The sequence below is a fragment of the Vibrio sp. KUL78 genome, from assembly GCF_059725505.1.
Genome location: NZ_AP045837.1, coordinates 1,848,867 through 1,875,048 on the forward strand (window position 1 = coordinate 1,848,867; position 26,182 = coordinate 1,875,048).

General features: G+C 45.5%; 21 protein-coding genes, 1 pseudogene and 1 riboswitch. Of the genes and pseudogenes, 9 read left to right on the top strand and 13 right to left on the bottom strand.

Annotation, left to right across the window (positions count from 1 at the left end; translation table 11 throughout):
• The first annotated feature begins 13 nt into the window (after nucleotides 1–13).
• Complete coding sequence (locus tag AC6I8Y_RS08625) at nucleotides 14–1,468, top strand: phospholipase D-like domain-containing protein (RefSeq protein WP_498019914.1); 1,455 nt, start codon at nucleotides 14–16, stop codon at nucleotides 1,466–1,468.
• A gap of 45 nt (nucleotides 1,469–1,513) precedes the next feature.
• Here AC6I8Y_RS08625 and AC6I8Y_RS08630 read toward each other — a convergent pair whose 3' ends face one another.
• The 4 genes from AC6I8Y_RS08630 to AC6I8Y_RS08645 all read right to left on the bottom strand — a co-directional run bounded on the left by AC6I8Y_RS08630 (nucleotide 1,514) and on the right by AC6I8Y_RS08645 (nucleotide 6,702).
• Complete coding sequence (locus AC6I8Y_RS08630; RefSeq protein ID WP_394154483.1) at nucleotides 1,514–2,107, bottom strand: GNAT family N-acetyltransferase; 594 nt, start codon at nucleotides 2,105–2,107, stop codon at nucleotides 1,514–1,516.
• Between the two features lie 163 nt (nucleotides 2,108–2,270).
• On the bottom strand, nucleotides 2,271–3,644 hold the full coding sequence (locus AC6I8Y_RS08635) for a Na+/H+ antiporter NhaC family protein (RefSeq protein WP_498019915.1): 1,374 nt from the start codon (nucleotides 3,642–3,644) through the stop codon (nucleotides 2,271–2,273).
• 102 nt (nucleotides 3,645–3,746) lie between these two features.
• A complete protein-coding gene (locus tag AC6I8Y_RS08640; protein ID WP_394154479.1) occupies nucleotides 3,747–5,825 on the bottom strand; it encodes a putative bifunctional diguanylate cyclase/phosphodiesterase in 2,079 nt (692 codons plus the stop codon).
• Nucleotides 5,815–6,702 (bottom strand): ABC transporter substrate-binding protein, encoded by an 888-nt coding sequence (locus AC6I8Y_RS08645; RefSeq protein WP_498019916.1) that lies wholly within the window; start codon nucleotides 6,700–6,702, stop codon nucleotides 5,815–5,817. The genes AC6I8Y_RS08640 and AC6I8Y_RS08645 overlap by 11 nt, the downstream gene beginning before the upstream one ends.
• Before the next feature lie 300 nt (nucleotides 6,703–7,002).
• On the opposite strand from AC6I8Y_RS08645, the gene sbcB reads away from it, so the two are divergent.
• From sbcB to purT, 5 genes and pseudogenes are all read left to right on the top strand, one after another.
• The gene (gene sbcB / locus AC6I8Y_RS08650) at nucleotides 7,003–8,424 is read left to right on the top strand and encodes an exodeoxyribonuclease I (protein ID WP_498019917.1); all 1,422 of its coding nucleotides are present in this window, start codon (nucleotides 7,003–7,005) and stop codon (nucleotides 8,422–8,424) included.
• Nucleotides 8,425–8,518: 94 nt separating this feature from the next.
• Complete coding sequence (locus AC6I8Y_RS08655) at nucleotides 8,519–8,884, top strand: CidA/LrgA family protein (protein ID WP_394154474.1); 366 nt, start codon at nucleotides 8,519–8,521, stop codon at nucleotides 8,882–8,884.
• 1 nt (nucleotide 8,885) lies between these two features.
• Nucleotides 8,886–9,572 carry an LrgB family protein gene (locus AC6I8Y_RS08660; protein ID WP_252014555.1) on the top strand — a complete coding sequence of 229 codons (687 nt, stop codon included), beginning with the start codon at nucleotides 8,886–8,888 and terminating at the stop codon, nucleotides 9,570–9,572.
• A gap of 180 nt (nucleotides 9,573–9,752) precedes the next feature.
• Entirely contained in the window at nucleotides 9,753–10,640 is an 888-nt protein-coding gene (gene cdd / locus AC6I8Y_RS08665; RefSeq protein ID WP_252014556.1) for a cytidine deaminase, read from the top strand.
• A 163-nt stretch (nucleotides 10,641–10,803) separates the two neighbouring features.
• Nucleotides 10,804–11,980: pseudogene (purT, locus tag AC6I8Y_RS08670) on the top strand (formate-dependent phosphoribosylglycinamide formyltransferase).
• Between the two features lie 53 nt (nucleotides 11,981–12,033).
• Here purT and AC6I8Y_RS08675 read toward each other — a convergent pair.
• On the bottom strand, nucleotides 12,034–12,390 hold the full coding sequence (locus AC6I8Y_RS08675) for a VOC family protein (protein ID WP_252014557.1): 357 nt from the start codon (nucleotides 12,388–12,390) through the stop codon (nucleotides 12,034–12,036).
• Between the two features lie 190 nt (nucleotides 12,391–12,580).
• Between AC6I8Y_RS08675 and AC6I8Y_RS08680 the strand changes: the two genes are divergently transcribed.
• Entirely contained in the window at nucleotides 12,581–13,633 is a 1,053-nt protein-coding gene (locus tag AC6I8Y_RS08680) for a DUF3080 family protein (protein ID WP_394154468.1), read from the top strand.
• A gap of 6 nt (nucleotides 13,634–13,639) precedes the next feature.
• Here AC6I8Y_RS08680 and AC6I8Y_RS08685 read toward each other — a convergent pair whose 3' ends face one another.
• The 3 genes from AC6I8Y_RS08685 to AC6I8Y_RS08695 form a co-directional block, all read right to left on the bottom strand.
• Entirely contained in the window at nucleotides 13,640–14,503 is an 864-nt protein-coding gene (locus tag AC6I8Y_RS08685) for a DNA ligase (RefSeq protein WP_498019918.1), read from the bottom strand.
• Nucleotides 14,504–14,729: 226 nt separating this feature from the next.
• Nucleotides 14,730–15,473, bottom strand: a complete 744-nt coding sequence (locus tag AC6I8Y_RS08690) for a chromosome partitioning protein ParA (RefSeq protein ID WP_498019919.1) — start codon at nucleotides 15,471–15,473, stop codon at nucleotides 14,730–14,732.
• 25 nt (nucleotides 15,474–15,498) lie between these two features.
• Nucleotides 15,499–15,657, bottom strand: coding sequence for a hypothetical protein (locus AC6I8Y_RS08695; protein ID WP_042472795.1), 159 nt, complete (start codon nucleotides 15,655–15,657; stop codon nucleotides 15,499–15,501).
• Between the two features lie 385 nt (nucleotides 15,658–16,042).
• Nucleotides 16,043–16,154, top strand: a riboswitch (glycine riboswitch).
• 156 nt (nucleotides 16,155–16,310) lie between these two features.
• Between AC6I8Y_RS08695 and AC6I8Y_RS08700 the strand changes: the two genes are divergently transcribed.
• Complete coding sequence (locus AC6I8Y_RS08700) at nucleotides 16,311–17,678, top strand: alanine/glycine:cation symporter family protein (protein WP_128649702.1); 1,368 nt, start codon at nucleotides 16,311–16,313, stop codon at nucleotides 17,676–17,678.
• Between the two features lie 237 nt (nucleotides 17,679–17,915).
• On the opposite strand, the gene AC6I8Y_RS08705 is transcribed toward AC6I8Y_RS08700, so the two are convergent.
• Complete coding sequence (locus tag AC6I8Y_RS08705; RefSeq protein WP_498019920.1) at nucleotides 17,916–19,457, bottom strand: bifunctional NUDIX hydrolase/phosphatase PAP2 family protein; 1,542 nt, start codon at nucleotides 19,455–19,457, stop codon at nucleotides 17,916–17,918.
• 13 nt (nucleotides 19,458–19,470) lie between these two features.
• Nucleotides 19,471–19,962 carry a GNAT family N-acetyltransferase gene (locus AC6I8Y_RS08710; RefSeq protein WP_394154460.1) on the bottom strand — a complete coding sequence of 164 codons (492 nt, stop codon included), beginning with the start codon at nucleotides 19,960–19,962 and terminating at the stop codon, nucleotides 19,471–19,473.
• Between the two features lie 162 nt (nucleotides 19,963–20,124).
• Here AC6I8Y_RS08710 and AC6I8Y_RS08715 point away from each other — a divergent pair, with 162 nt between their 5' ends.
• A complete protein-coding gene (locus AC6I8Y_RS08715; protein WP_394154458.1) occupies nucleotides 20,125–20,475 on the top strand; it encodes a hypothetical protein in 351 nt (116 codons plus the stop codon).
• Here AC6I8Y_RS08715 and AC6I8Y_RS08720 read toward each other — a convergent pair.
• Genes AC6I8Y_RS08720 through acnD form a run of 3 tightly spaced genes read right to left on the bottom strand, consistent with a single transcriptional unit; the run spans nucleotide 20,472 to nucleotide 26,178 of the window.
• Nucleotides 20,472–22,352 carry a propionyl-CoA synthetase gene (locus tag AC6I8Y_RS08720; protein WP_498019921.1) on the bottom strand — a complete coding sequence of 627 codons (1,881 nt, stop codon included), beginning with the start codon at nucleotides 22,350–22,352 and terminating at the stop codon, nucleotides 20,472–20,474. The two genes, AC6I8Y_RS08715 and AC6I8Y_RS08720, sit on opposite strands and share 4 nt — an antisense overlap.
• Before the next feature lie 45 nt (nucleotides 22,353–22,397).
• A complete protein-coding gene (gene prpF, locus AC6I8Y_RS08725) occupies nucleotides 22,398–23,570 on the bottom strand; it encodes a 2-methylaconitate cis-trans isomerase PrpF (RefSeq protein WP_498021474.1) in 1,173 nt (390 codons plus the stop codon).
• Nucleotides 23,571–23,583: 13 nt separating this feature from the next.
• Nucleotides 23,584–26,178: a Fe/S-dependent 2-methylisocitrate dehydratase AcnD gene (acnD, locus tag AC6I8Y_RS08730; protein ID WP_498019922.1), complete on the bottom strand. Its 2,595-nt coding sequence runs from the start codon at nucleotides 26,176–26,178 to the stop codon at nucleotides 23,584–23,586.
• Nucleotides 26,179–26,182 lie beyond the last annotated feature (4 nt).

Consider the following 26,182-nt stretch of genomic DNA (forward strand, 5'->3'; position numbering starts at 1 on the left):
TAGGTATTGAACCATGCCACTTTTCAAATCGAAACTCGCGTTTATTACCCTCACATTACTCGCCCTAGCGGGCTGTGCGGCCCCCCAGCCAGAGGTATCTGAGCAGTTCCAAAATGATTGGGAATTTAAGACCGTCAAAGGCCAAGTCGCTTTGGTTGAAAGTGCGCCAGAAGCTATCGCTAGACGTATAGAACTGGTCCGCAACGCGAAAACCAGTATCGACATCGAATATTTCTCTTGGAATAAAGACACGACGGGTCTTCTATTTTTAAACGAACTGGTATTAGCCGCCGATCGCGGCGTAAAGGTTAGAATCATTCTAGACGATTTGCTCGTTTTCAATGAAAAGTGGCTGGCATCTGCGGCAACGCACGAAAACTTGGACATCCAGATCTTTAATCCATTTAATTCGCGAAAAGCGGGTTGGTTGACGCGAGCCTTCGATTTTCAAAAACATCAAAAAGACCTCGACCATCGCTTGCACGAAAAATACATGAACATCGATGGTGAAACACTGGTACTTGGAGGACGAAATATTGGTGACGATTACTTCAGTTACAAGCCTAAAAACAACTTTTTCGACCTAGACATACTAGTTCAAGGCGAGGTTACTGAGGATTTCGAAAGAAACTTCGAAGAACATTGGATCGCTTACTACACCACAGATATCGAGTTTCTTATCGAGTTTAAAGATAAAAAGCCATTGCAATCGTTTCACCGCACCTTTGAAAAGGTGACCAAGAGTAAACAGGACGTAATCGGAGATATTGAAAGTAGAGTCAGAGCATTACAAGAGCCAAGCTATATCTCAGCCAAGCTGACACCGGTTTTTGACTCAGCGGAAAAGCTGCATGACTCAATGCCCTACTTTCGTCATCGTATCGAGCATTTCGTATACCGCTACCCGAGCGCGAAAAAGGAGCTGGTGATTTCGACGCCTTACATGCTGCCAAATGAAGACGGTTTTAAAGTTGTCACTGACTTTGCAAACCACGACGCAGACATAACGCTAGTGACTAACTCGATGGCATCAAATGATTCAGGTTTTGTGCCAGCATACTATGAAAAACACAGAGATGAGCTTCTTGATAAAGGCGTGAGCATCTACGAATACGATACTCACGCGATACACTTGAAGAATGTGAATACCCGGAAGGGGCACTACCATAACAAGGCATTTATTCTAGATGGTAAGTTGAGCTATATCGGTTCATCTAACTTTGACCCACGCTCAGACTTCTTGAATCTCGAGTTCGGCATTATGATCGAAAGTGAAGCGTTTGCTCAGCAATTGCAACACTATCTGCTTGGAGACAAGAGTTTGTATTGGAACGTCGAAAGAAATGACGATGGTAAACTAGAATGGCGTCGAGGAAACCAGCTTAAAAACAAAGAACCAAACTATGGTGGCGCAAGCAAAGTATTTGATAAGTTGTATCGAGCAATCAACATCGAAAACGAGCTATAAAAAACGCGCTAGAGCATGCTCTAGCGCGTTTTTTCGATGATAGGATTAACCTTGTGCAGGGCGCAGCATGAACCAGTACGGGAAGTTCTCACTCTTCGAAAGCACTTCAAAGCCACGACGCTCGAACGTCTTCACGACTTTTTCACTGGAAGCGACTACATAAGTCGGCTTACCTGCGGCATCAGCTTGGTCAGTCACCGTCTTAATTAACGCACTCGCTAGACCTTTCCCGCCTGCTTTTGGCGATACGCCTAAGCCCCACAACCAGTAGCAGTCTTGCAATGGTGGAACCGCGAGCATCTGTTCACAGACTTCTTTAGCAATCTCGATTCGATTAGAGCCCATCATTCTAGTCACAATAGATAGGATTTCCATTTTTTGCATCACATCTGGCTGGTGTTGACCAGGTGCGCGCATAATAACGCAACCATCTCTTTCTGGCGTCGTGTATACTTCACCGCCGCCCAAACCCCACTCGCCTACTGCCCAGCGCCAGTAGCAATCGTGGGCAAAGTCTGCAACGTCATCTTGTCTTAATGCGGCTTGCATCGCCTCGTTGTCGGCATAAGCATCTAGAAACATCGCGCACAGTTCTGGTACTGCTGAGTAATCCGCTTTTATGATTTTCAGTTCTGACATACTACTTCCTCATTGCAAACAAATGGACACCATCCGTTCTTACGTACTATCACCCAATTTAAGTACATTAAATTGATGTAGATAGTAAGTAACATTAATACTAATCCAAAGCAATCAAACATATGCAGTAGGCTTGAACATCGCCCAACAAACCTAATCGAAGTTAGGCATCAGCGCTCTCTACTGCTGATTGAGTCCCACTCTGCTGCTTAATCATGATGGCTAAAACGGCGGTTATGGCTAATGCAAAGCAGTAGTAGGAATGACCAACAACCTCAAAAGGTGACAACTCAAATACTGAGCCTAACAACAGCACTTGAGCACCATAAGGTAAGATGCCCTGAATTACACAGGAGTAAATATCTAGAAGGCTGGCGGAACGACGTGGCGCTACCTGATATTCATCTGCGACCTCTTTTGCCACGCTACCTGATACGATAATCGCGACCGTGTTGTTAGCAGTACATAGGTTTACCATTGAAACCAGACCAGCGATACCAAATTGACTCGCTCGACGAGTCGAAGTTTTATCATGATTGGAACCAAAGGTGCGAATCATCTTGCTCACTAACTTGGTTAAGTAAGCCAAACCACCCTGCTGACGCATCAGCTCGCTCAAACCACCGATGAGCATCGAGAGCAAAAAGATTTCCTGCATGTTTCCGAAACCCGCGTATATATCCTGACCAAAGTTAGTTAGTTCATAATCTGCGACTGATGTAAGGCTAACTAAACCTGCTAGCAAAATTCCGACTGTCAACACGACAAACACGTTCAAACCCGAAACAGCCAAAACAAGAATGGCAAGATAAGGCATGACTTTAAACCATTCGATAGGACCCGTTTCCGGCAACTGTGTCGCTGAGCTGTTAAAAGCAAAAATCACAATAGCAACCAGTGCAGCAGGAATCGCAATTCGTACATTCTCTTTGAACTTGTCTTTCATCTCGCAACCTTGAGAGCGAGTTGCAGCAATCGTTGTATCTGAAATGATCGATAAGTTATCACCAAACATTGCGCCACTAAGCACAACACCTGCGGTGATAGGAATGCTCATTCCTGCTGACTGAGCAATACCCAATGCGACAGGCGCGACAGCAGCAATTGTTCCCATTGATGTGCCCATTGCCGTAGCAATGAACGCCGAAATCAAAAAGATGCCAGGAAGAATCATACTGGTTGGGATTGAGGAAAGTCCCAAGTTGACCGTCGCATCAACGCCACCTGATGCTTTTGCGACTGCTGCAAATGCACCGGCAAGCAAGTAGATCATACACATGGCAACGATGTCTTGATGACCCACACCACGCAAGAACTGTTCGATGGCTTTATTCAGTTTCTCTTTACTTAATAGAACCGCCAACACAACTGCAGGTAACGCTGCGATTGGAGCTGGCAGTTGATAAAACGCAAAATCGACACCTTGATACGTAAGGTAACTACCTACTCCAATAAATAGGAGTAGGAACAGCGCTAAAGGCAACAGTGCGACTATAGATGGCGAAACAGATTGATGGTTTTTATTGTTTTCTAACATTTGAACAGCAGTGTGGATAACAGGAAGGCGTGCAGACTAAAGAGATCGTCCAGACTTGTCAATTTCTAGACGTCTAAATGTCTATTTTAGAGAAAATTGATGCTATAAGGCTGCCGAATACTGCTGATAATTTTCACGCCATTCGATCGCCTCATCCATTGGCATGGCTTGCGCATAGAAATAGCCTTGAGCAAACTTTATCCCGAACTCTCTTGCCAGAGCTTGCTGTTTGGCTGTCTCAACGCCTTCAATAATCACATCGAAGTTTAAGTCTTTTGATAATCCAGTGATAGCTTTGACAACCGCACGGGTTTCCGGTTTGTTTAGTGCCTCCCGAGTAAAAGACTTGTCTATTTTTACAATGGAGAATGGAAAGTTCTTCAGAAGGTCCAACGATGCATTACCGGTTCCAAAATCATCCAGTTGTAAGGAGAAGCCCAGCTCATTAAGTTTATTGAGAGAATTTAAAGTAGCGGACTTATTTTGAAATATGGCGGTTTCAGTAAGCTCTAAAGGGAACTTACTCGCTTCTAACCCCTGATTTATGATCAGCGCTCGTAGATAATCAACAAAATCTGACCGTTCCAGTTGAACCGCTGAGATGTTCACTGATACGTAGTGATCCATTCCAAGAGCTGCTAGCTTTCTCTGAAACGCAATACTCTTTTCAAACACTAACTCCCCAACTCTCACTATATCGACGGTCCGCTCTAACATAGGAACGAACTCACTAGGACTAACATAGCTGCCGTCAGCTTTTTTCCAACGGAGCAACGCTTCAAAGCCACTTACCGATAATGTTGTCATATCAATCTGAGGCTGAAACCATACTTCAAAGTCTTTCTGTTCTACTGACTTTCTCAATTGCTGGTACAAATTAAAGTTGGTCTTGCTTTCCGTTCCAATTTCACGAGTAAAGCGTTGAATTCCGGACGTTGTCACAGGGTTTCGCTTAGCAAAGTACATAGCCGTGTCAGCGCAAGATAGAAGCTGTTTTAACTCAAGGCTATCATCGGGGAAACAGGCTATGCCTATTGAGCAATCGATGCGTAATTGGGTAGATCCCAAATCGATAGGCATTCGAATCTTTAGTTGCAACGAGCGAGCAAACTCATGTGCCCCTTCGTCAGAGTCCGCAAAATGCAAAATAGCAAACTCATCACCGCCGAGTCTGGCAACTTTATCATTGACACTAATTACTTCTGAGACAGCAGCGCTCACCTTATTGAGAATCGCATCACCGGCAATGTGACCTAGGTTATCGTTGTAAGATTTAAAATTATCGATGTCCAAAAACAATAGGAACGCTCGCTTATTTCGTCGCTCCAACAGGGCTTCAAAGTGCTCAAAAAAACTTCTTCGATTAGGTAGCCCGGTAAGAAAGTCAGTCCTAGCTTGCAAGTTTGCATTACCTTCGGCCTCCTTTCTCATTTCTACTTCGTCTAAGAGAGCCTTTTTACTAACCGTTGTTGTTTTTAGTTGCTGATACATTTCCTCTAAATCAAGCGTCAACTCGTGCCATTCGTTGATACGTGATTTCTTAAATGAGTGATGATCGTATTGATCATAACACTCACCAATTCTTTTTAGCTCAGACTTCACAGCCTTTAAAGGCAGTATTAAAGCACTATATAAAATGACCAGTAACACAATCGAGAACACTGCGGTAATGGTCACGACGATATACTGATAGTAAGAAAGCTTAGATAGGTCTTGTGACGCAATCTGCCTCGCTTCATGGCTCAAGTTATGTAACTGTGTTATTAAGTTTTGACTGTACGTATTGAGATTAATCGTTATCCATTGAATATCCGTGTCAATCGTCGCATCTCGCAGTAACTCAAACTGCATTCTTATTCGAGATATATCCGTGTCCAGTCGTTTCGCCAGCACTTTCTCCTCAAGGTGTGTGATATTGAGAAGATGGACCGACTGACGTTCGATTTTATCTAAAGTCGCTGACCATTGAACAAGTGATGTTGGCGAACGGTATAAGTTGTAATCAGCGACGATTACGTTCAACTGCGATGCCTGTTGCCCAATTTTAAACGCTTTTTCATCGAGTTTGAGCACCGCATCTTTTACATCATCTTGTTTCTCTGACAGATAAAACATCGCGACCATGAAACCAGCCACGATGACAACAAAAAGCGTCAGTATTTGTTTAATGCTAATTTTCATAGTCGATTATCGTTTGCCTCAAAGGAGCTGCATCTCGGAGAGGTTCTGGGCGCAACATGTCACGTGTGTTTACAATAGCTTCTTCATACAAACCATGAGATTTGAGCCACACAAGTTCTCGATTAAAAAGCGTCACCAACGGCTGATATAGAGATACAGAAAGAACACTCTCCTCAAGAAGTTTCTCAAGTTGCTTAGGATCGGTTTTCAGGTTTTCTATGAGTACGGCTTGCGCATAGTCTGATCGCTCTTCAATAACAGACTCCGCCCTAATCAATGCCTCTAAAAATCGGGTCACGACTTCATCTGGTACACGGTTGTGTACTAGTACAAGTTCATACTGAAGGTAAGTACCAGGGAAGTACTTCACATATGCCGCCCCATCCCGTTTTGCTGCTAGGTCGGTAATGAAAGGTTCACGAGTAGTAATGTAATCACAATCTCCATCGATGAGCCGTTCGTTTAGTTCTGCAACATTTACAAATTCGAAACTAACGTTTTTAGCTCCACTTCGCTCGACAAGGGTCTGTCCGAAAAAATGCAGGGCAGATAAGTATTGAGTACAAAGGACTTTATTTTCGATATTTGAAATATCTAAGAAGGGTTCGAGGCTAGCAATTCCGTTGGCGTTGTCAGAGTCAAACACAGTTGCAACAACGCGATAACTAGGTAGCAAATGTTGATGAGCCAGGTAAGCAATATCAGCGGCTAAGATGACATCCGCATCTACGTGATTATTAATTACAGATTTAATAGCCAGCTTGCCACTTGGTTTTGATTCAATAGAAACCTTTAGGCTATGGTTCTCAAACTCACTTGTACCGTTTGCTAGGTGTAAAAGCCCCGCGCCAGGCTGTAAGCCTGTCACAACCAACATCTCTTCTGTTAAATTTGACTTAACGTCTTTGTCGCCGCAACCAAAAAAGCAAGGATACGCAAGCGATGATAAATGGCACTCTAACCATGCGATCTACCTCGGCATTTTCTTTTCAATATAGTAAACAAATCGCCGTATTGTATCTTTATTCGAATTTGATGGTGGTTTGGCGATTAAAGCAGCGTGTGTCGGGGTATTTTTGTTTGTTCATTGCCTTGTAATAGCAGCAATGGTCTAATAAGAGATTACTGGAAAGCCTTGATTACACGGCTGACTTTACGACTTAAGGAAGCACTTCGAATGTCCCGACACCAACCCACTTTTTTCTTCTTTGATTACGAGACTTGGGGTGTTAGCCCAGCGAAAGACAGACCTTGTCAATTTGCGGGCGTTAGGACAGATGCTGACTTCAATATCATTGGCGACCCTTTAGTCATTTATTGCCAGCCACCTGCTGATTATCTGCCTTCGCCAGAAGCAGCGCTGATTACCGGAATCACACCTCAACTTTGTCAGGAAAAAGGGCTTCCAGAACCTGAATTTATCGCGAAGATCCATGAGCAATTAGCGGCGCCAAATACCACAAGTCTTGGCTATAACAGTATTCGCTTCGACGATGAAGTCACTCGATATACCTGCTATCGCAACTTCATCGACCCATATGCATGGAGCTGGCAAAATGGCAATTCACGCTGGGACTTGCTCGATGTAATGAGAGCCTGCCATGCTCTTCGCCCTGAAGGTATTGAGTGGCCTGAAAACGAGGAAGGCTTTACCAGTTTCAAGTTAGAACACCTTTCTGTCGCGAATGGTATTGAGCACGAAAACGCACACGATGCGATGGCAGACGTCATTGCAACCATCGAGCTTGCTAAGAAAGTTAAAGCAGCACAACCTAAGCTGTTCGACTACTTTTATTCAATGCGAACCAAACGCAAACTCAATGAGCTCGTGGATATCGTCAATATGACGCCACTTATGCACGTGTCTGGAATGCTCGGTAAAGAGTGCCAATACACGAGCTGGGTAGTACCAATTGCATGGCACCCAACAAACCAAAATGCCGTGATTGTTGCCGATCTCGCCAAAGATCCTCAGCCGTTACTCGATTTAGATGTCGAAGCACTTCACAAAAGGCTCTACACTAGACACGATGATCTAGCAGAAGGTGAACTGCCCGTTCCACTTAAACTTATTCATCTAAACAAATGCCCTATTCTTGCTCCAGCTAAAACGCTAACCGCAGAAAATGCAGGTGTGATCGGCATCGATAGAGAACAATGTTTGAAGAATCTTGCCCTCATCAAGCAGAACCCAGAAATACGAGAAAAGCTAATTGGGCTATATGGCATTGAAAGAGAGTTTGAAAACGATGATGACGTTGATACTCAGCTCTACAGTGGTTTCTTTACACCTGCAGATCGCAGTGCGATGGATATTATTCGAGATACCGACCCGAACAATCTATCCGCATTAGACATTAGTTTTAGCGACTCTCGAATTGAACCTCTGTTGTTTAGATACCGAGCCCGCCATTTTGCGTGGACCCTTGATGAGGCTGAGCAGCAGAAGTGGGCAAATCATTGTCGTGAATTTTTCGAAAGTCGTATTGAAGACTACATGCTAAATATGGAAAACTTAGTTCACGAACATGAGTCTGACGAGAAGAAGCTCGCCATACTAAAATCCGTCTACCGCTACGTGGAGCGTCTCGTTTCTTAACTGCTCCATCCTCGTAGTTAAAAAGCAGCCACCGACTCTTTACCTGTGTGGCTGCGACATGTTTTGCGATACTATTCATCACTAAGAGGAAGCCATGCTCAAAACCGTGCTTCGCTATTTACTGTCTTTTGCTGTCATTTTCTTTTCTCTATGGCTAGGCAATGCGATTCAAAGCTTGTTAGGTGTTTCAATCCCTGGCAGTGTTTTCGGAATGCTCATCCTATTCACTGCACTAGCCACTGGCGCCATACCTGCCTCCATCGTTCAGCCAGGTGCTCACGTGTTTATTCGTTATATGATCCTGCTGTTCGTGCCTATCAGTGTGGGATTAATGAACCATTTTGAAATGTTAGTAGAGAATGCCCTACCTATTTTGGCAAGTGCCGTTGGTGGGTCTTTTATCGTATTGATCGCGCTTTCGGTATTTCTCGATCGCTTCTTAAAAAAGGGAGACAAATAATATGTGGCTTCCTATTACCGTTGCGGTATTTTTCTTCGCACGCTTCGTTGCAATGAAAGTGAAAAACCCGATCTTCAACCCACTACTCATTAGTATCGCAATATTGATCCCCGTTCTAGTCTGGTTCGACGTATCGTTTGATACCTATTACGCCGATAACGAATGGATCAGTTATTTACTGCAACCTGCCGTAGTCGCGCTGGCTTACCCACTTTATGAACAACTTCCCCAGATTCGTCAAAACTGGCGTATCATCGCGCTTGCTTGTGGTGTAGGTAGTATTGCCTCAATGTTTACAGCATCAATCATCGCAGTCTTGCTAGGTGCAGATATGGACCTAATTGCGAGTTTACTTGGTAAATCTGTAACCACACCAATTGCTATGGAAGTCTCCAGTCACTTGGGCGGAGAGCCCTCTATTGCGGCTATCTTAGTACTCCTTGTCGGACTATTTGGCGCCATAATGGCATACCCAATTTACAACATCTTTGGTGTCACCCACCCAATCGCCAAAGGTTTAACGATGGGGACGGTATCACACGCACTTGGGACCGCGACAAGTGCGGAGAAAGACCCGCGAGACGCTGCTTTTAGTTCATTAGCATTGGTTATATGTGGTGTCATTACTTCTATTCTAGCGCCATCAATGTTCGCATTTTCAATTTGGCTTACACACCTCATCTCTTAACCTAGACTTACCTAAGCACGATTGTGGATTGGTGGATCCCACCAATCCATAATTTGTGTGACATCACTCTTATTATGATAACGTTACACTCATTGCACTTTAATATGTGACAAAGATCACCTTTACTTCTTCAAAACTTGCTTAGAATGTAAGAAAACGTCCAATTACATAGGAAACCGCATGACAGATCGTTTTGATTCTGAGTTGGCCGAAATCCCAGAACATATTGCAAACTTTCTAAAGCCTATTATTACTGCGTCCGACTTCGACGCTACGATTTCTAAGTCGCAATTTGAAGAGTTATTGGCAATCTCAGGACTCGAAGACGATGAACTTCGTGTCGCTCTACTCCCGTTTGCTGCCGCTTACTCCTACGCACCAATTTCAGAGTTTTATGTCGGTGCCATCGTTCGCGGTTTGTCGGGTCGGTTATATTTCGGTGCCAACATGGAAATCATTGGCGCGCAATTGGGTCAAACTGTTCACGCTGAACAGTCTGCGATTAGCCACGCTTGGATGAAGGGTGAAACTGGTCTTAAAGACATCACCATTAACTACAGTCCATGTGGTCACTGTCGTCAGTTTATGAATGAACTTACGACAGCAGATACCTTAGTTGTTCAATTGCCTCAACGTGACGCGATGACACTTCAAGAGTATCTACCTGAGTCTTTTGGTCCTAAAGATCTTGGCATTACTGATGCGCTAATGAGCCCAAAGCAACACGGTTTATCGACTGAAGAGACAGACGCATTGATCTTGTCGGCAGTTGATGCCCTCAATAGAAGCCACTCTCCTTACACACAAAACTTAAGTGGCGTTGCTATTGCGACTGAAAGCGGAAAGGTATACCAGGGTGCTTATGCTGAAAACGCGGCGTTCAACCCGAGCCTTCCTCCACTTCAAGTAGCGTTTATGCAGTTATTACTTGATGGTGAATCATTCGAATCTATTCGTTTAGTCGCACTTGCTGAGATGGCATCTGGGAAAATTAGCCACCTTGCAGACACTCAAGCAACTCTTGAGGCCATTGATCCAGACATTCCACTCGAGTACATCTCGTTGTAATGATATGAATTCGAACCTTTTTATCGGCCCCGCTTAGTAGCGGGGCTGTTTTTTTTATGTCTATTGAAAAGGAATGGCAATTTGCCGCGCAAACGATTGCTTTCTTGGTTAATTCCAGTATGATCCACCGCAATTCTTCCTCATGAACGATCAAGGATATTATATGTTTGGTACTGCTACTCGTGAAAATGCTACGCGTGTATTACTGTTGGGCTCAGGTGAACTTGGTAAAAGAAGTTGCCATCGAATGTCAGCGTCTCGGTCTCGAAGTCATTGCTTGTGACCGCTATGCAGATGCCCCTGCTATGCAAGTTGCTCACCGCAGCTATGTACTGGATATGCTCGACGGGGAAGCACTCGAAGCTATCATCGAAAAAGAGCAGCCTGCGTACGTCGTACCAGAAATCGAAGCCATCGCGACTGACAAGCTAGTTGAACTTGAGAAAAAAGGCCTGAATGTCGTACCAACGGCTAATGCAACCAAGCTGACGATGAACCGTGAAGGTATCCGTCGTCTAGCAGCAGAAGAGCTGGGACTTAATACATCACCTTACCAATTTGCCGACAACTATGACGACTTTAAAGCGGCAGTTGCTCACGTTGGCGTACCATGTGTTGTGAAGCCGGTGATGAGTTCTTCTGGCAAAGGGCAAAGTGTCATCAAGACTGAGGCGGATATTGAGTCTGCATGGACTTATGCTCAAGAAGGCGGCCGTACTGGCGCAGGACGCGTTATCGTTGAAGGCTTTATCGACTTCGACTACGAAATCACCTTGCTTACCGTTCGAGCGGTTGATGGCGTTCATTTCTGTGCACCGGTAGGGCATCGTCAAGAAGACGGTGACTACCGCGAGTCATGGCAGCCACAAGTCATGTCTGATAACGCGCGAAAAGCGGCAGAATACACCGCTGAGCAAGTTGTAAACGCACTGGGTGGTTACGGTATCTTTGGTGTTGAACTGTTCGTTAAAGGTGACAAGGTTATCTTCAATGAAGTGTCTCCTCGCCCACACGACACGGGATTGGTCACACTGATTTCTCAAGATATGTCTGAGTTCGCGCTTCACGTACGTGCGTTTACTGGTTTACCGGTAAATGGTATCACCCAATATGGTCCAGCAGCATCAGCCGTTATCTTGGGTCAAGGGACTTCAAACAACATTCGCTTTGAGGGCATTGAAGACGCAGTATCACTGCCACAAACACAGATTCGTTTGTTCGGTAAACCAGACATCGATGGTCGCCGTCGCCTAGGTGTCATTTTGACAAAGCGTAAATCTTTAGAGACCGCTATCGACGAAGCGGTAGAGTGTGCAAAGAAGGTAAAAGTCGTTTACTAGCTTTATAAACACTCAAAATGGCAAGGCTCTGGTTTATCGCCAGAGCCTTTTTGTTATCGCGACTCCGACCAAACGGCAAATTCATTACCGCTTGGCTCACTAAAGTGGAAGCGGCACCCACCTGGAAAGTCAAAGATCTCTCTCACAATCACACCGCCGCTCTTTACGACCTTATCGTAGGTTGTTTCAATCGAGGGGCTGTAAAAGACCAACAGCGCGCCGCCTTTGCTTGCCACAGAGCACATGTCTGCTTTATAAAAACCGCCATTAAGTCCCTGATTAGAAAACGCGCTGTATTCATCGCCATAATCTTGAAAGTCCCATCCAAACGCATCGGTGAAGAACTGCTTTGTCTTTATTAGGTCTTTGGCTGCAAACTCTACATAGTCTAACTTTACTTCATCGCTCATCACGGCTCCTTATTTCTTCATTCTGTTTATCATAGTAGCGGATATTCATTCTTGGGGTTGTGAGAGGTAATGCAGTTTGCCCAATGCTACAACTGAGTTATTCAACGCCTGGTATGACCATAAATGCTCTATCCTTACGTACAAACCCTTGTAAAAACATACAACTGCTAGAGTTCAATTAGAAGCCATTATGAGACCTGAACGCTACTCTCTTTCAGCTAACATTATGACGCGCGCAAGCCTTTTGCTTGCACCGGTTATGCTCGCTGGTTGTTTCAACGATAGCCCATCAGCTAAGTTTATTGACTATCAAGAGAGAATAGCGAATGTTCAAGAGAGTGACTTACTCCCTCCTCCCGAGTTAACTCTGGTCGAACTCCCATCGAAAAGAGAGCTAACTAAAGAGATACCTAGGACAACGCTGGGACTTGTTGATAGCTACCAACTTCGTAAATGTCAGCTGTTCGGACTTATTGCGGAGCGAAACTCCGTATTAGGTAAGGTGCAGGACCAGTTTCGAAATTTTGATTATCAATTAAAGCTCATTGATGGATTAGAACGATGCCTAGCCTCGAACCAAATCGAATTAGAGCTCAAAACGAGCTTACAGGATATTTTGAGCGTTAAGTATCAGTACCTGCCGGACTATTTCTTCAACCTCGTTTATACAAGTGATGCAATGCGCTCACAACTCAACGGGCACGATTGGCTAGTAGCCAATAAAGGGAGTGCGGCGCTCCAAGTGCGCGAGTCATTAACTGCATTTAACCAAGTGGCTCAGTTCATTGCGACAAGCGACCGGGCAACGATTGAGCGACCTCCGCTGCTCACACCTTACCAAGAACAATTAGAGAAAAGTAATGTCATCGGTCGCCTAGCTTTTTCATTGGAAGCGAGCGCACATTGGATGCGCACCATTACCAACCAGCTCAACACATACGATGACCAGATTATTTGTGGTAAGAACAGAGATTCATCTCGATTTAAATACCTTGTTAATGTTTTCAACAATGTGTTTGTCGAAGAAGTACAGCCGTATTTATCCTATGTTGACTCTGAGTATCAAGCTATCGCTCAGGAAACGCAGTTCGTTTCCGCCTTGCTCTCTCAAAGCGACGCTAATGTCTATAGCCTTCACCAGCGACACCTTGAATTTAAGGAGACCAGTAGAGAGCACGTTAAATATTGGAAAGGGTTGTTTGAACGCTGCGGGCGCTCTCTGTCATCCATTCGAAATAACTAGCTCCAGCTACTCTTGCTCTCTAATGCGATGAAATCTAGCAAACCTAGGTACGCCATTATCAGTCCATCCATTGTGTTTGATAGTAACGATTTTACCAATTTCTGGAGGCTGCTTTCTCTCTTCATCAGTGAATCCCGTTCCTACGTATAGTCGTACGCCACCCTTTATCTCAATAAGCAGTGCGCCCATTACGCCATTAAACTTCCCCTTCCCGGGCTTGTATCCGACAACAACGCCTTCAGTATCTTGAACCGTTTTGACCTTGATTAACGAGCTATTTCTTCCGGGATGGTAGATTTCTTGCCGCGCCTTTAACATCAAACCTTCTGCTTCCTGCTCAGTAACATCCGCGAGGAGCGATGCCAACTCTTTATGTGTGGCGATAAGCATTTGCTCGACACATTGGATGTGTGTGTATGGTAATGAGTCACAGAAAGTTGTGAGATATTCGTAACGCTGTTCAAAAGTACCCAAGTGACCCGGCACATCAAACAACATAAACGTAATGCCTTGCCACTGCTCATCGTTTGGTGCTTTATCCAGCACCGTCTTTTGAACTTGACTAAAAGCACCTCTCCCAGCCCAAAGTTCTCCCTCTACCGATATGTTTGGTAAAGCTTGAATAAACCAGTTGGGCGCGTTCAATACTCGCCCTGAACGCGTTACTAGCTGTTTTCCCGTCCAGATTGCTCGCACTCCGTCTAACTTCTCACTGACGTAGTAGTTCTCTAAATCAACGTCTTGATCGTACTCCAGAGCGTTAGTCACACTTGGCGGCTTCGGTAGATATTGATGACCCTCTGCGTTTGCGGTGGCGGATATTGCCATGAGCGCAATAATGGTCGATACCCGGTTAAGTGTTATAGACACGGTTATCCCCTCTCTCTTCACGGTTATGACCAGTCTAGATCGAGAGATTTAGAGAAGTAGATATTGAGATGAGATCTTCGAGTTAGGAGAAAAGAAGATCCACAGAGTGACGTATCAGTTACATCTAGGTTTGATGTAAATCGAGGTTATGCCAAACGACTCCCCTTTATATCAAGTTCATCAACCTATTGATAAATTGAGTAAAGAGGAGTGTAAGAGGCAATACTTATTGAATACCAAGCTCTGTTTTGAGCGTTGCGATATGGTTAAGATCCATATTGTGAACCTTGAGCATTTGTTCGATTTGACTTAATGATGCCGTTGCAGAGTCGTATCGTTCGCAAGAGTCAGACTTAGCGTCCCAAGATGTCCCTTCGAGGTACAAGTCGCAGTCTTTTTTAAGTCTATCAAGGTTAGGGGTAATCTGGGCGCGCTCTTGTTCTAACTTCGCGACCTCTGCCTTTAATTCAGCTTCACGTTTGAACAGTTCTTGGGACTGCTCAAACATGGAGCTTTGAATATCATTCGTTCGAGCCAACTGAGTATTCTTTTTCTCTTCTTTTACCAATTGCTTCTTTTGATTCGAGAGTTGGTTTGCGAGATCTGTTTTGTCCTGCTCTAGCTGAGCAATTTGTGAGTTTAACTCTTCGACTTGCTCTTGATGTTCAGCAACCTTCTCTTCTACAGCTTTACGAAGCTTAAGCTGAGATTCAGACTCCGCCATCGATAGCTGCTCTGAAAGCGTTGCCTCATGGTTTTGAGTCTGTGTTAGGGTTTGCTGATAGCGCGTTTCAAGCTCAGTGTAACGCTTTTGCCAATCACTCTGCGTAATCGATGCACCAATAAGCCCGCCAGTTGCAATACCAAGTACCGCGGCGATCCCTATGTACAGACGAGCTTTATTATCTTTTTGCTCGATAACGACTACTTCTTCGTTATCAACCTGTTGGTTTTCTGATTGCTTATCCACTTATACTCCTGGGAGCGAAATCTTTTTATCGAATCAATTCGGAAACAACGAGCGTTGCTGTGTATATCAGAAACGCCGACACGACGGTGATGACGACACCTTTCTGTACTTTCTCGTTAGTTCGATAACGAAATAGCATAAACGCTAATACCACAAGAAAAGCGATTGCTAGTAATCGAGTCATAGATACCTCCTTGCACTAAGGGTAATCCAGTAGGTAGGAAGGTACGTGTTCCAAAAATGCACTGTACAAATCACTACTCTACCCCATAACGACAGGTTTAAAGTCAGAAACACTTCAAATATACCAAATGGTTGACTTTGCTACCCTATTTACTCAAATAAAATTGTAAAATTATTCATGACATCGCTAATTAATTACGCTAGGATTGCCGTCACAGATTATCTAGTAACTAGATATTTGTTCCGATGAAGACTGCAGGAGAGTGGTAATTAACCAAAATTTAACGTTTGGTTAAAACTACCCGCCGAAGAAGTAAATCTTTCAGGTGCTTTATTCTGAGAAATCAGACCTTATCGTCGATAAGGATAAAGTGAGGACTGTAGTTGGAGGAACCTCTGGAGAGAATCGCACTACTTTTGTAGATAGCGGTCGCCGAAGGAGCAAGCTCATTTCTAATGATGAGTGAAACTCTCAGGCAAAAGGACAGAGGAGAGAATAGCAACATTGAAAACATTAAATTCAGTATCTGGCTTTTTGCCAGGTTTAGCGACACGGATTAGTTACCGTCATTAATGCATTTCGTCTGCGAATGCGTTGGAGACAAACTGCCCTTTCTCTCTTCTCCTTAAGTTTTGTTTTATTAAGGGGAAATCATGAACAATCTTCAATCTTTACTGCAAACCATCGACTCATTCGTTTGGGGTCCACCGCTGCTCATTTTGCTCGTCGGTACGGGTGTTTACTTTACTTTTAAGCTTGGACTTTTGCAGTTCCGCCATCTTCCAACTGCACTAAAGCTTGTCTTTACCAAAGACAAATCAGGGCACGGTGATGTTTCTAGCTTTGCAGCCTTATGTACTGCACTATCTGCGACCATAGGTACAGGTAATATCGTAGGTGTAGCTACAGCAATCAAACTTGGTGGTCCAGGTGCTTTATTCTGGATGTGGCTTGCCGCTTTGTTTGGAATGGCGACCAAATACGCAGAGTGCTTGTTAGCGGTTAAGTACCGTAAAGTTGACGACAAAGGTCAGATGCTTGGCGGGCCAATGTATTACTTGCGTGATGGTGTTGGGTCTAAGTTCCTTGCAACTATGTTTGCAGTCTTCGCTCTGGGTGTCGCTTGCTTTGGTATCGGTACTTTCCCACAGGTCAATGCCATCCTTGATGCGAGTGAAATTTCATTTGGTGTGTCACGCGAACTTTCCGCTGCCGTTCTGACTCTGCTTGTTGCTTTTGTAACACTGGGAGGCATCAAGTCCATTGCGAAAGTCGCGGGCAAAGTAGTACCGACTATGGCGGTGTTCTATGTGCTGGCGTGTTTAAGCGTTATTATCATGAACGCGGATAAACTCGCAGACGCGGTTCAGCTTGTTGTCGTGTCTGCCTTCACGAGCACAGCTGCAACGGGTGGTTTTGTTGGCGCAAGCATTATGCTCGCGATTCAATCTGGTATTGCACGCGGCGTATTCTCAAACGAGAGCGGTCTTGGTAGTGCGCCAATGGCAGCAGCTGCAGCGAAAACGGATAGCTGTGTACGTCAAGGCCTGATCTCGATGACAGGTACATTTATCGATACCATCATTATCTGTACTATGACAGGCCTCGCGTTAATCCTTACAGGTGCGTGGCAGAGTGAGTTTGCTGGTGCAGCCATGACTACACATGCATTTGCGACAGGTCTTAACGCAGAGTACTTCGGTCCTATGTTGGTATCGATTGGCCTTATCTTTTTCGCATTCACCACTATCTTGGGCTGGAACTACTATGGCGAGCGATGTGTAGTATTCCTAATGGGTACCAAAGCGGTACTGCCGTACAAGATCATCTTCGTCGGTCTTGTCGCATCAGGCGCTTTCTTACACCTAGATATGATTTGGCTGATTGCCGATATCGTTAATGGTCTCATGGCGGTACCAAACCTGATTGGTCTTGTGCTGTTGCGCGGCGTCGTCATTGAAGAGACTAAGCTTTACTTCGCAGCGAAGTCGAACACATCTAGTGTCGCTACCGCAGCGTAACGCTTAATACCTCTCCATTAAACGAAAAAGGTCTGCAGATGCAGACCTTTTTCGTATCTCGATTGTGGGCTAGATAAACATAATATCGGCGATGGTATCCATCGCTGCATCGACAGCACCATTGAGCTGCATGCCTAAACTAGAAAGAAAAGCAGAACACGCTGCGATCATAGCAATAATCATAATGAACTCCGTTAGTTGGACGCTACTATGTTAAGCCTCAACTCGCTCTACTAGTTACCTTTTTACGCCAGAAACGCTTTCTCTTTTTCTAAACAAAATCATCACGACCGCAGGCACAATAATCAGTACTGGGATAACGAGAACGTGCAAAAGCAGAGATCCGATCCCACTGTGTGATACCGCAGCTTCTAACTGAAAATAGACCAACAACACGCCGAGAATAATAAACAATGACGTTAGTAATTCTCGCAAACACATCTTTGAGCGAGGAGAACAGACACTGCTCGCCAAAGCAAACAACAGCATGCCGAGACACAGAGCTAACCAGCTTAAAAATGAAGGGAAAGGCCAAATAAGCACAAGAGCCACTGCTACCACCGTCAAAATGAACCACACCCTAGTGCGCGTAAATGTATAGTCTTCGCTCACAGCAAGGCTCAGTGCATGACGAATAAAGTGCCAGCCCACAAGTGAGCCAAGGAATGCGCCAGCCAACATGTCGGATAGAAACGCTCCGCCACTGATAAACTGGTAGAACACCAAAATGAAGCTAATTACGACGAATACAGTAATAAAAGCTGCTCGATACCGCGCTTGAATTTGGCTGATCACGATGGCAGAAATCGACACCCAGTTTGCGATAAGTAGATCTGGGAAGCTATAACCACTTCGTTCGGTATAATTGATTGACGGCAAATACGCATGAGGTACCGGGAACCCAAACCCTTGCTTGGCTACCAGTATGAACAGAGAAGTTGCCGTAACAGCGAACATTAACTGAGCGGTAAAATGGCGTCCCCACAACCAAATAAACAGGGGTAAAAATGCAATCAAGAATAGCGGCTGAACAAGTACATACAGTATTCTTCCGCCAAAGATAACCACATCTCGAACACTGTCGGATGTTTGAGCCATCATATCTTGAGCACTTGCTAACCAGCCTAGTTCTATTTGGTGAATCTGTGGTGCGGCATCAATGAGATTATCTACAAACTGCAGCGGTTGATTGGATGCATGGCTATACATCTCTTGCACGAGGGGCCACTGACTAGGATAACGATATTCGCTAATCGGAACCGCTTTAGGCTGCACAAGAGAGGCACTTCTTACTTCCACGCCAAAATGTGGTGCAAAGTATATGGGAAGTTCGAGGCCGTTAGTGTAGCTACTCGCCTCGTAGGCAATAATCGCCGACTCGACATGACATTCGAAAAAGACCGCTTTGTCTGTTCTGCCAAGCTCTTGCCCTACATCGACGACAAGTCCGGCTTCTTCCCACGTTTCGCGCTGTGCAGTGAGTCTGGGGTCTTCGTTGTTTTCGATTGTGCCGCCAGGAAGTGACCATTTACCCGTAATAATTTCATGAACCAGTAAGATTCGATTATCGCTGCGCACAACACATAGCGATCCTCGAATTGAAGGATCGAGTGGTTTGAGTGCCGTATCACTCTGATTTTGTACAGAGGCTGCGAGATCTTTCGACGTCACCTCCTGTGAGGTATTTGAATTAACCTTAGGTTGTGATGCAAAACTTAGGTTTGCAGTAAAAAGCGCAAGCAAGCACAAATAAAACCAATGGCTCAAAAACTGAGTCACAAACATTCCTAATTTATATTTTTTTTCTAAGACAGTGAATATGAGGGAAAAATCCCTGCTTCTTATACAGATTCAGCGCTGATTGGTTAAAGTCCCAAACTTCTACCATAATCTGGGTTGCTCCGAGCTGCTGTAACCTTGTTTCGGCTTCTGTTAGCAAGGCAGCTGCGACACCATGTTGACGCCACTTGGGCAAGACATATAACTCATCAACATTCCCCACTAGACTGGGCTTGCTAATTGGAGATGTTAATTCACAAAACTGAGCCGTGACAAAGCCGACAATGATTTGATTATTATCGGAGGTAATCGTCGCTACCAGCACCAAGCACTCCGGGGAATCTAGGTAACGAGCAATACTCTTTTCTTCTTGGACTTCATTGGCAGACTTAAAGTCATTAGGGACTGCTTTATGGTGATGGTCGTGTAATTCGAACATCAGATCATTGAGCGTATAAAGGTCTTTTTCCGTCGCAGATCGAAGAGTAATGCTGTTGGAATCCATAGCCACACGCTCGAGTTAACTTGATTAATATGCCAGTCACAAATGTGCGCATAGTGTGAGGGTTTTGTCAGGGATGTGCAAATAAAAAAACCTAAGGATATCGTCTGAAAAAAACCTTGGGGAAAATATCACTATACTTAAAGAAAATTATAGGGGATTGTTATGAAGTTTCTGCGCTTTATGCCTTTGTCTTTATTGATTTTCGTCGCAACATTCGGAAGTGGTAATGCTCACGCTGAGCTCCCGCTAAAATGCCAACTGAATACCACTGCCGACCAGTTTTGGTTCTACCAAGAGCAATTGGTGTTTAAAAGCAGTCAGTTTGTCATTTTTCAAAACTTCAAAGGCAGAGTCGTTACACAAGTCGATCTTAAGACAGGTAAGTTTAGTCGTACCACTTATATCGGTGAACCATTCATTCCGAAATATCAGATGTTGTTTGGTACCTGCGAGGAACCGAACCATGTGCTCAAAATGTGGCACATGAGTTCGGTTGAGATGGACCAGCGCTAATTGGTATGCAGCGCTTTTTCTATTTCAGATAGACTCGCTGGATCATCGATTGTCGACGGTACGGTGTAGCTTTCACCATCGGCAATCTGCCTGATTACGCGGCGCAATATCTTACCTGAACGTGTTTTCGGTAACCTATCCACCACTAGAGCATGTTTAAAGCAAGCAACGGCACCAATTTCAGAACGAACTTTACCAACCAGTTCATTCTCTAGGTCATGACTATCTACTTTCACACCATCTTTAAGCACCACTAAACCAAGTGGAAGTTGTCCTTTGAGGTCATCATGAACACCCACTACGGCACACTCGGCAATTGCGGGGTGCCCACCAACAATTTCTTCCATTTCACCAGTCGATAGGCGATGCCCTGCCACGTTAATGACGTCGTCGACGCGCCCCATAATAAACAGATAACCTTGTTCATCGAGGTAACCACCGTCACCCGAAACGTAGTAGCCTTCAAATTGGCTTAGATATCCGGATTCAAATCGATCGTGGTTGCGCCACACCGTAGTTAAACAACTCGGTGGCAATGGTCGCTTAAGCGAGACAAAGCCCTGCTGGTTAGGTCCGACTGGCTCCCCTAACTCGTTCAAGATCTCCACTTTAAAGCCTGGGCTCGGTTTCGTTGAAGAACCTGCTTTAATTGGCATTGACTCGATACCTACCGGGTTAGAAGAAATGGCCCAACCCGTTTCTGTTTGCCACCAGTGGTCAATAACCGGTTTTTGGGTGTGATGCTGAACCCATTCAAGCGTTGGAGGGTCGAGCCTTTCACCCGCCATAAAGATACTTTCTAGAGAGCTTAGGTCGTACTTATCTAGCTCGGTACCCTCAGGGTCCTCTTTCTTGATGGCTCGAAATGCGGTTGGTGCAGAGAAAAGTACCTTTACCTTGTATTCTTCACACACTCGCCAGAAAGCGCCGGGATCGGGCGTTCGAACCGGCTTACCTTCAAACAGAATTGAAGTACAACCATGAATCAAGGGGGCGTAAACAATGTATGAGTGCCCTACTACCCAACCGACATCCGACGCTGCCCAAAACACACCATCAGTCGGCATATTGTAAATAGCACTCATGGAGTACTTCATAGCAACAGCGTGGCCACCGTTATCACGCACCACGCCTTTCGGCTTGCCTGTGGTGCCAGAAGTGTAGAGTATGTAGAGTGGATCGGTTGCCAACACGGGTACACAATCGTGTGGAAGTGCCTTTTGATATTTGTCTCCCCAATCTAGATCGCGCTCTTGATTTAGCTCAGCAACACATTGAGGTCTTTGCAAGACAAACACTTTTTCTGGCTTCCATCGACTGTCCATAATGGCTTGGTCGACAAGAGGCTTGTAGGGCAGCACCTTATTAATTTCGATACCACAAGACGCCGTCATGATGACCTTCGGCTCCGCATCTTCGATTCGCACCGCGAGTTCGTTCGGAGCAAAGCCTCCAAACACAACAGAGTGGATAGCCCCCAGGCGTGCACATGCCAGCATCGCCATCGCCGCTTCTGGAATCATAGGCATGTATATAATAACTCGGTCACCTTTCACCACACCTTGAGCAGCAAGCATACCCGCTATTTTGGCGACCTTATCGCGCATTTCTTGGTAGCTATAGCTCTGTTTCGTCCCTGTTACCGGTGAATCATAAATGAGTGCAGTGTTATCACCTCGCCCCTGCTCACAGTGATAGTCAAGTGCTAGCCAAGACGTATTCATAACGCCATCGGGATACCAACGCTCGATACCGTTATCATCTTTCGCTAAGATCGTTTTTGGCGCTTCAAACCAATCAATTTTGCTTGCTTGGTGCTCCCAAAATGACTCAGGTTGCTGCTCTGCCCATTGATACTCTTTTTGGTATGCAGACATAATGCGTCCTCCAGTATGTCTCTAAATTAGTAAACGTCTTTTCACTCAAAACGTATCTGACGGTACACGAACCCAACCTTCCATAAGGATCCTTGCACTTCTGCTCATGATTGCTCTGTCTACTGACCAACTGCCATTAGACTTCGATGCCACCGCACCTACTTTAAGTGTCCCAGAGGGATGCCCAAACGTGACACCATCACGTACACCGCCACCAGCAGCGATATTAACCACCGTGCCCTCGACAGCAGCGGCACAGGCAATGGCAACCGCCGCGGTACCCATCATGGCATGGTGTAATTTACCCATCGACATGGCTCTTACTAATAGGTCGACGTCGTCTACTTGGATAGGTTTATTACTTGAGGATGTGTAATTTTTCGGCTTAGACACAAACGCAATTTTTGGTGTATGTTGCCTTGTTGCCGCCTCCTCCAGTGAATCGATTAGCCCCATTTTCAACGCTCCATGAGCACGGATGGTTTCAAACTTTTTAAGCCAATCATCCGAACCATTGATATCTTCTTGTAGCTCTGTGCCTTTAAGACCCAACTCAGATGCATCAATGAAAATAGTTGGGATACCTGCACTTATCATGGTGGCATTAAACGTCCCAATATCTGGCACATCTAGATCATCGATTAAATTACCCGTCGGGAACATGGAACCTTCACTGCTACTTGGGTCGACAAACTCTACGGCAATTTCTGCTGCAGGAAATGTCACACCATCTAGCAAGAAATCACCAAGCTCTTGCACCTCACCATCAACCATAGGGACTTTCGCGACTATGGTCTTCTCAATGTTCGCCTGCCAGATTCTCACTTCGGCTAACCCGTTTTCCGGGAGCTTGTCTTTACTAATAAGGCCGCTGTGTATCGCAAAAGGACCTACTGCGGCGGATAGATTGCCGCAGTTACCGCTCCAATCAACAAAGGCTTTGTCGATGGCAACCTGCCCAAACAGATAATCAATATCGTGACCCTCTTTATTGCTTTTTGAGACGATCACAGTTTTGCTAGTACTAGAGGTCGCGCCGCCCATGCCATCAATCTGTTTTGCATAAGGATCCGGACTACCAACGATGCGCATGAGTAACTGGTCTCTCGCCGCTCCTGATACTTGCGCCTCTTCAGGTAAGTCCGATAGATTGAAGAAGACCCCTTTGCTGGTGCCACCTCGCATGTAAGTCGCAGGAACTCTGATTTGTTTAGTCATCATTAAGTCCCTCCTATTTCGCGAGAAAGTCTTGCGCGAAACGCTGCAGTACGCCGCCAGATGAATACACCGCTACTTCATCTGCTGTATCAAGGCGACAAGTGACGGCGATATCTAACTTTTCACCGTTAGATCTTGTAACGACCAGCGCTAAATCACAGCCAGGAGCGATATCACCAACCACATCGTAGGTTTCAGTTCCGTCTAACCCTAGGGTATTGCGATCCGTACCATCTTTAAATTGCAGAGGGAGCACACCCATGCCGACTAGATTGGTGCGATGGATACGTTCAAAGCCTTCGGCGACTATCGCTTCTACGCCAGCCAGCCGTACACCTTTGGCAGCCCAATCTCTTGAGGAGCCCTGACCGTAGTCTGCGCCCGCAACAATGATGAGTGGTTGCTTGCGAGTCATATAGGTTTCTATCGCTTCCCACATCCGCGTCACTTTACCCTCAGGTTCAACACGAGCTAAAGAGCCTTGGACGGTCTCACCATTCTCACGGACCATTTCATTAAACAGTTTCGGGTTAGCGAACGTTGCTCGCTGTGCAGTCAAGTGGTCCCCTCGGTGAGTAGCATAAGAGTTATAGTCTTCTTCAGGCACCCCCATACTCGTGAGATATTCACCCGCTGCACTGGACGCTAAGATAGCGTTAGATGGCGACAAATGGTCAGTGGTAATATTATCTCCAAGGATGGCCAGCGGTCTCATGCCACTTAACGTTCTAGGCTTGGCAAGTGCCCCTTCCCAGTATGGTGGGCGGCGAATATAGGTGCTCTTTTCACGCCAGTCGTATAGTGGGTTTGAGTTGGTTTGCTCATCATTAACCTTAAACATCTGTAAGTAGACTTGGTTAAACTGCTCAGGCTTAACGTGAGTATTCACAACAGCGTCAATCTCTTCATCGCTTGGCCAAATATCATTGAGGTATATCGGCTTACCCGAAGAATCGAAACCGAGCGCATCGCGTTCGATGTCAAAGCGTATGGTGCCCGCAATGGCATAGGCCACAACCAAAGGTGGCGACGCTAAAAACGCTTGTTTTGCGTAAGGGTGAATGCGTCCATCAAAGTTACGGTTGCCAGAGAGGACGGCCGTCGTATATAGGTCGTTATCTATGATTTCTTGCTGAATTTTCGGGTCCAATGCACCGCTCATGCCATTACATGTTGTGCAGGCATAAGCGACTATCCCAAAGCCTAGCTTCTCTAATTCAGGCAACAAACCAGACTCTTGTAAGTAAAGTTTTGCCACCTTAGAGCCCGGAGCAAAGGACGATTTAACCCAAGGTTTGCGTAGCAAGCCGAGCTGATTTGCCTTCTTCGCAATCAATCCAGCAGCGACAACGTTGCGAGGATTACTGGTATTTGTGCATGACGTAATGGCTGCGATAATCACCGCGCCGTCTGGCATCTTATCGTCTTGCAGCTGCCACTCGCCCGCGATACCTTGTTGATTGAGCTGAGCGGTTGGCAATCGTCGATGAGGATTAGACGGACCAGCTAAAGTGCGCTCTACCTTAGACAAATCAAACTCTAGGACTCGCTCATACTCAGCGTTTTCTAACTCATCAGCCCACAACCCAGTTTGCTTTGCGTATTGCTCGACAAGTTTAACTTGTTCGTCATCTCTACCCGTTAACTTCAGATAGTTAATAGTTTGCTCGTCGATATAGAACATACCCGCTGACGCGCCATACTCAGGCGTCATATTAGAAATTGTTGCTCGGTCACCAATCGTGAGCTGCTTAGTGCCTTCTCCAAAGAACTCCAAGTAACTGGAGACGACTTTCTGGGTTCTCAAAAACTCTGTCAGCGCCAAAACGATATCGGTCGCCGTGATACCCGGTTGACGTTCGCCGGTGAGTTTTACCCCCACAATATCAGGCAAGCGCATCATTGAAGGTCTACCCAACATCACGGTTTCAGCTTCTAGCCCACCAACACCAATTGCGATAACACCAAGCGCGTCTACGTGAGGCGTATGGCTGTCGGTGCCGACACACGTATCTGGGTATGCGACCCCATTTTTGACCTGAACCACTGGCGAGAGCCTTTCTAAATTAATCTGGTGCATGATGCCGTTACCCGCTGGTACAACACTCACGTTTTCAAACGCGGTTTTACACCACTCAATAAAGTGGAATCGGTCTTCGTTTCGACGCTCTTCTACCGCTCGGTTTTTCTCAAACGCATCGGGATCAAAACCCGCGTACTCGACCGCTAGCGAATGGTCTACGATTAGCTGCGTTTCAACCACTGGGTTTACGGCAGCTGGATCGCCGCCTTGACCTGCTATGGCATCACGCAGGCCAGCTAAATCAACCAGTGCGGTTTGTCCTAAAATATCGTGACAAACGACTCGCGCCGGATACCAAGGAAAATCCTTGTCTCTTTTCCTATAGATGAGCTGAGACAAGCATGCCTCAAGCTCAGACGGTTCACAGCGATGAACTAAGTTTTCAGCAAGGACTTTCGCCGTGTAAGGCAGGCGTTCATACGCGCCTGCTTCTATATCATTAACGGCAGCCTGGGCATCAAAGTAATCGAGTTGCGTACCAGGTAGCGGTTTTCGATATTGGTAATTTATAGTGTTTTTCGACATGCTC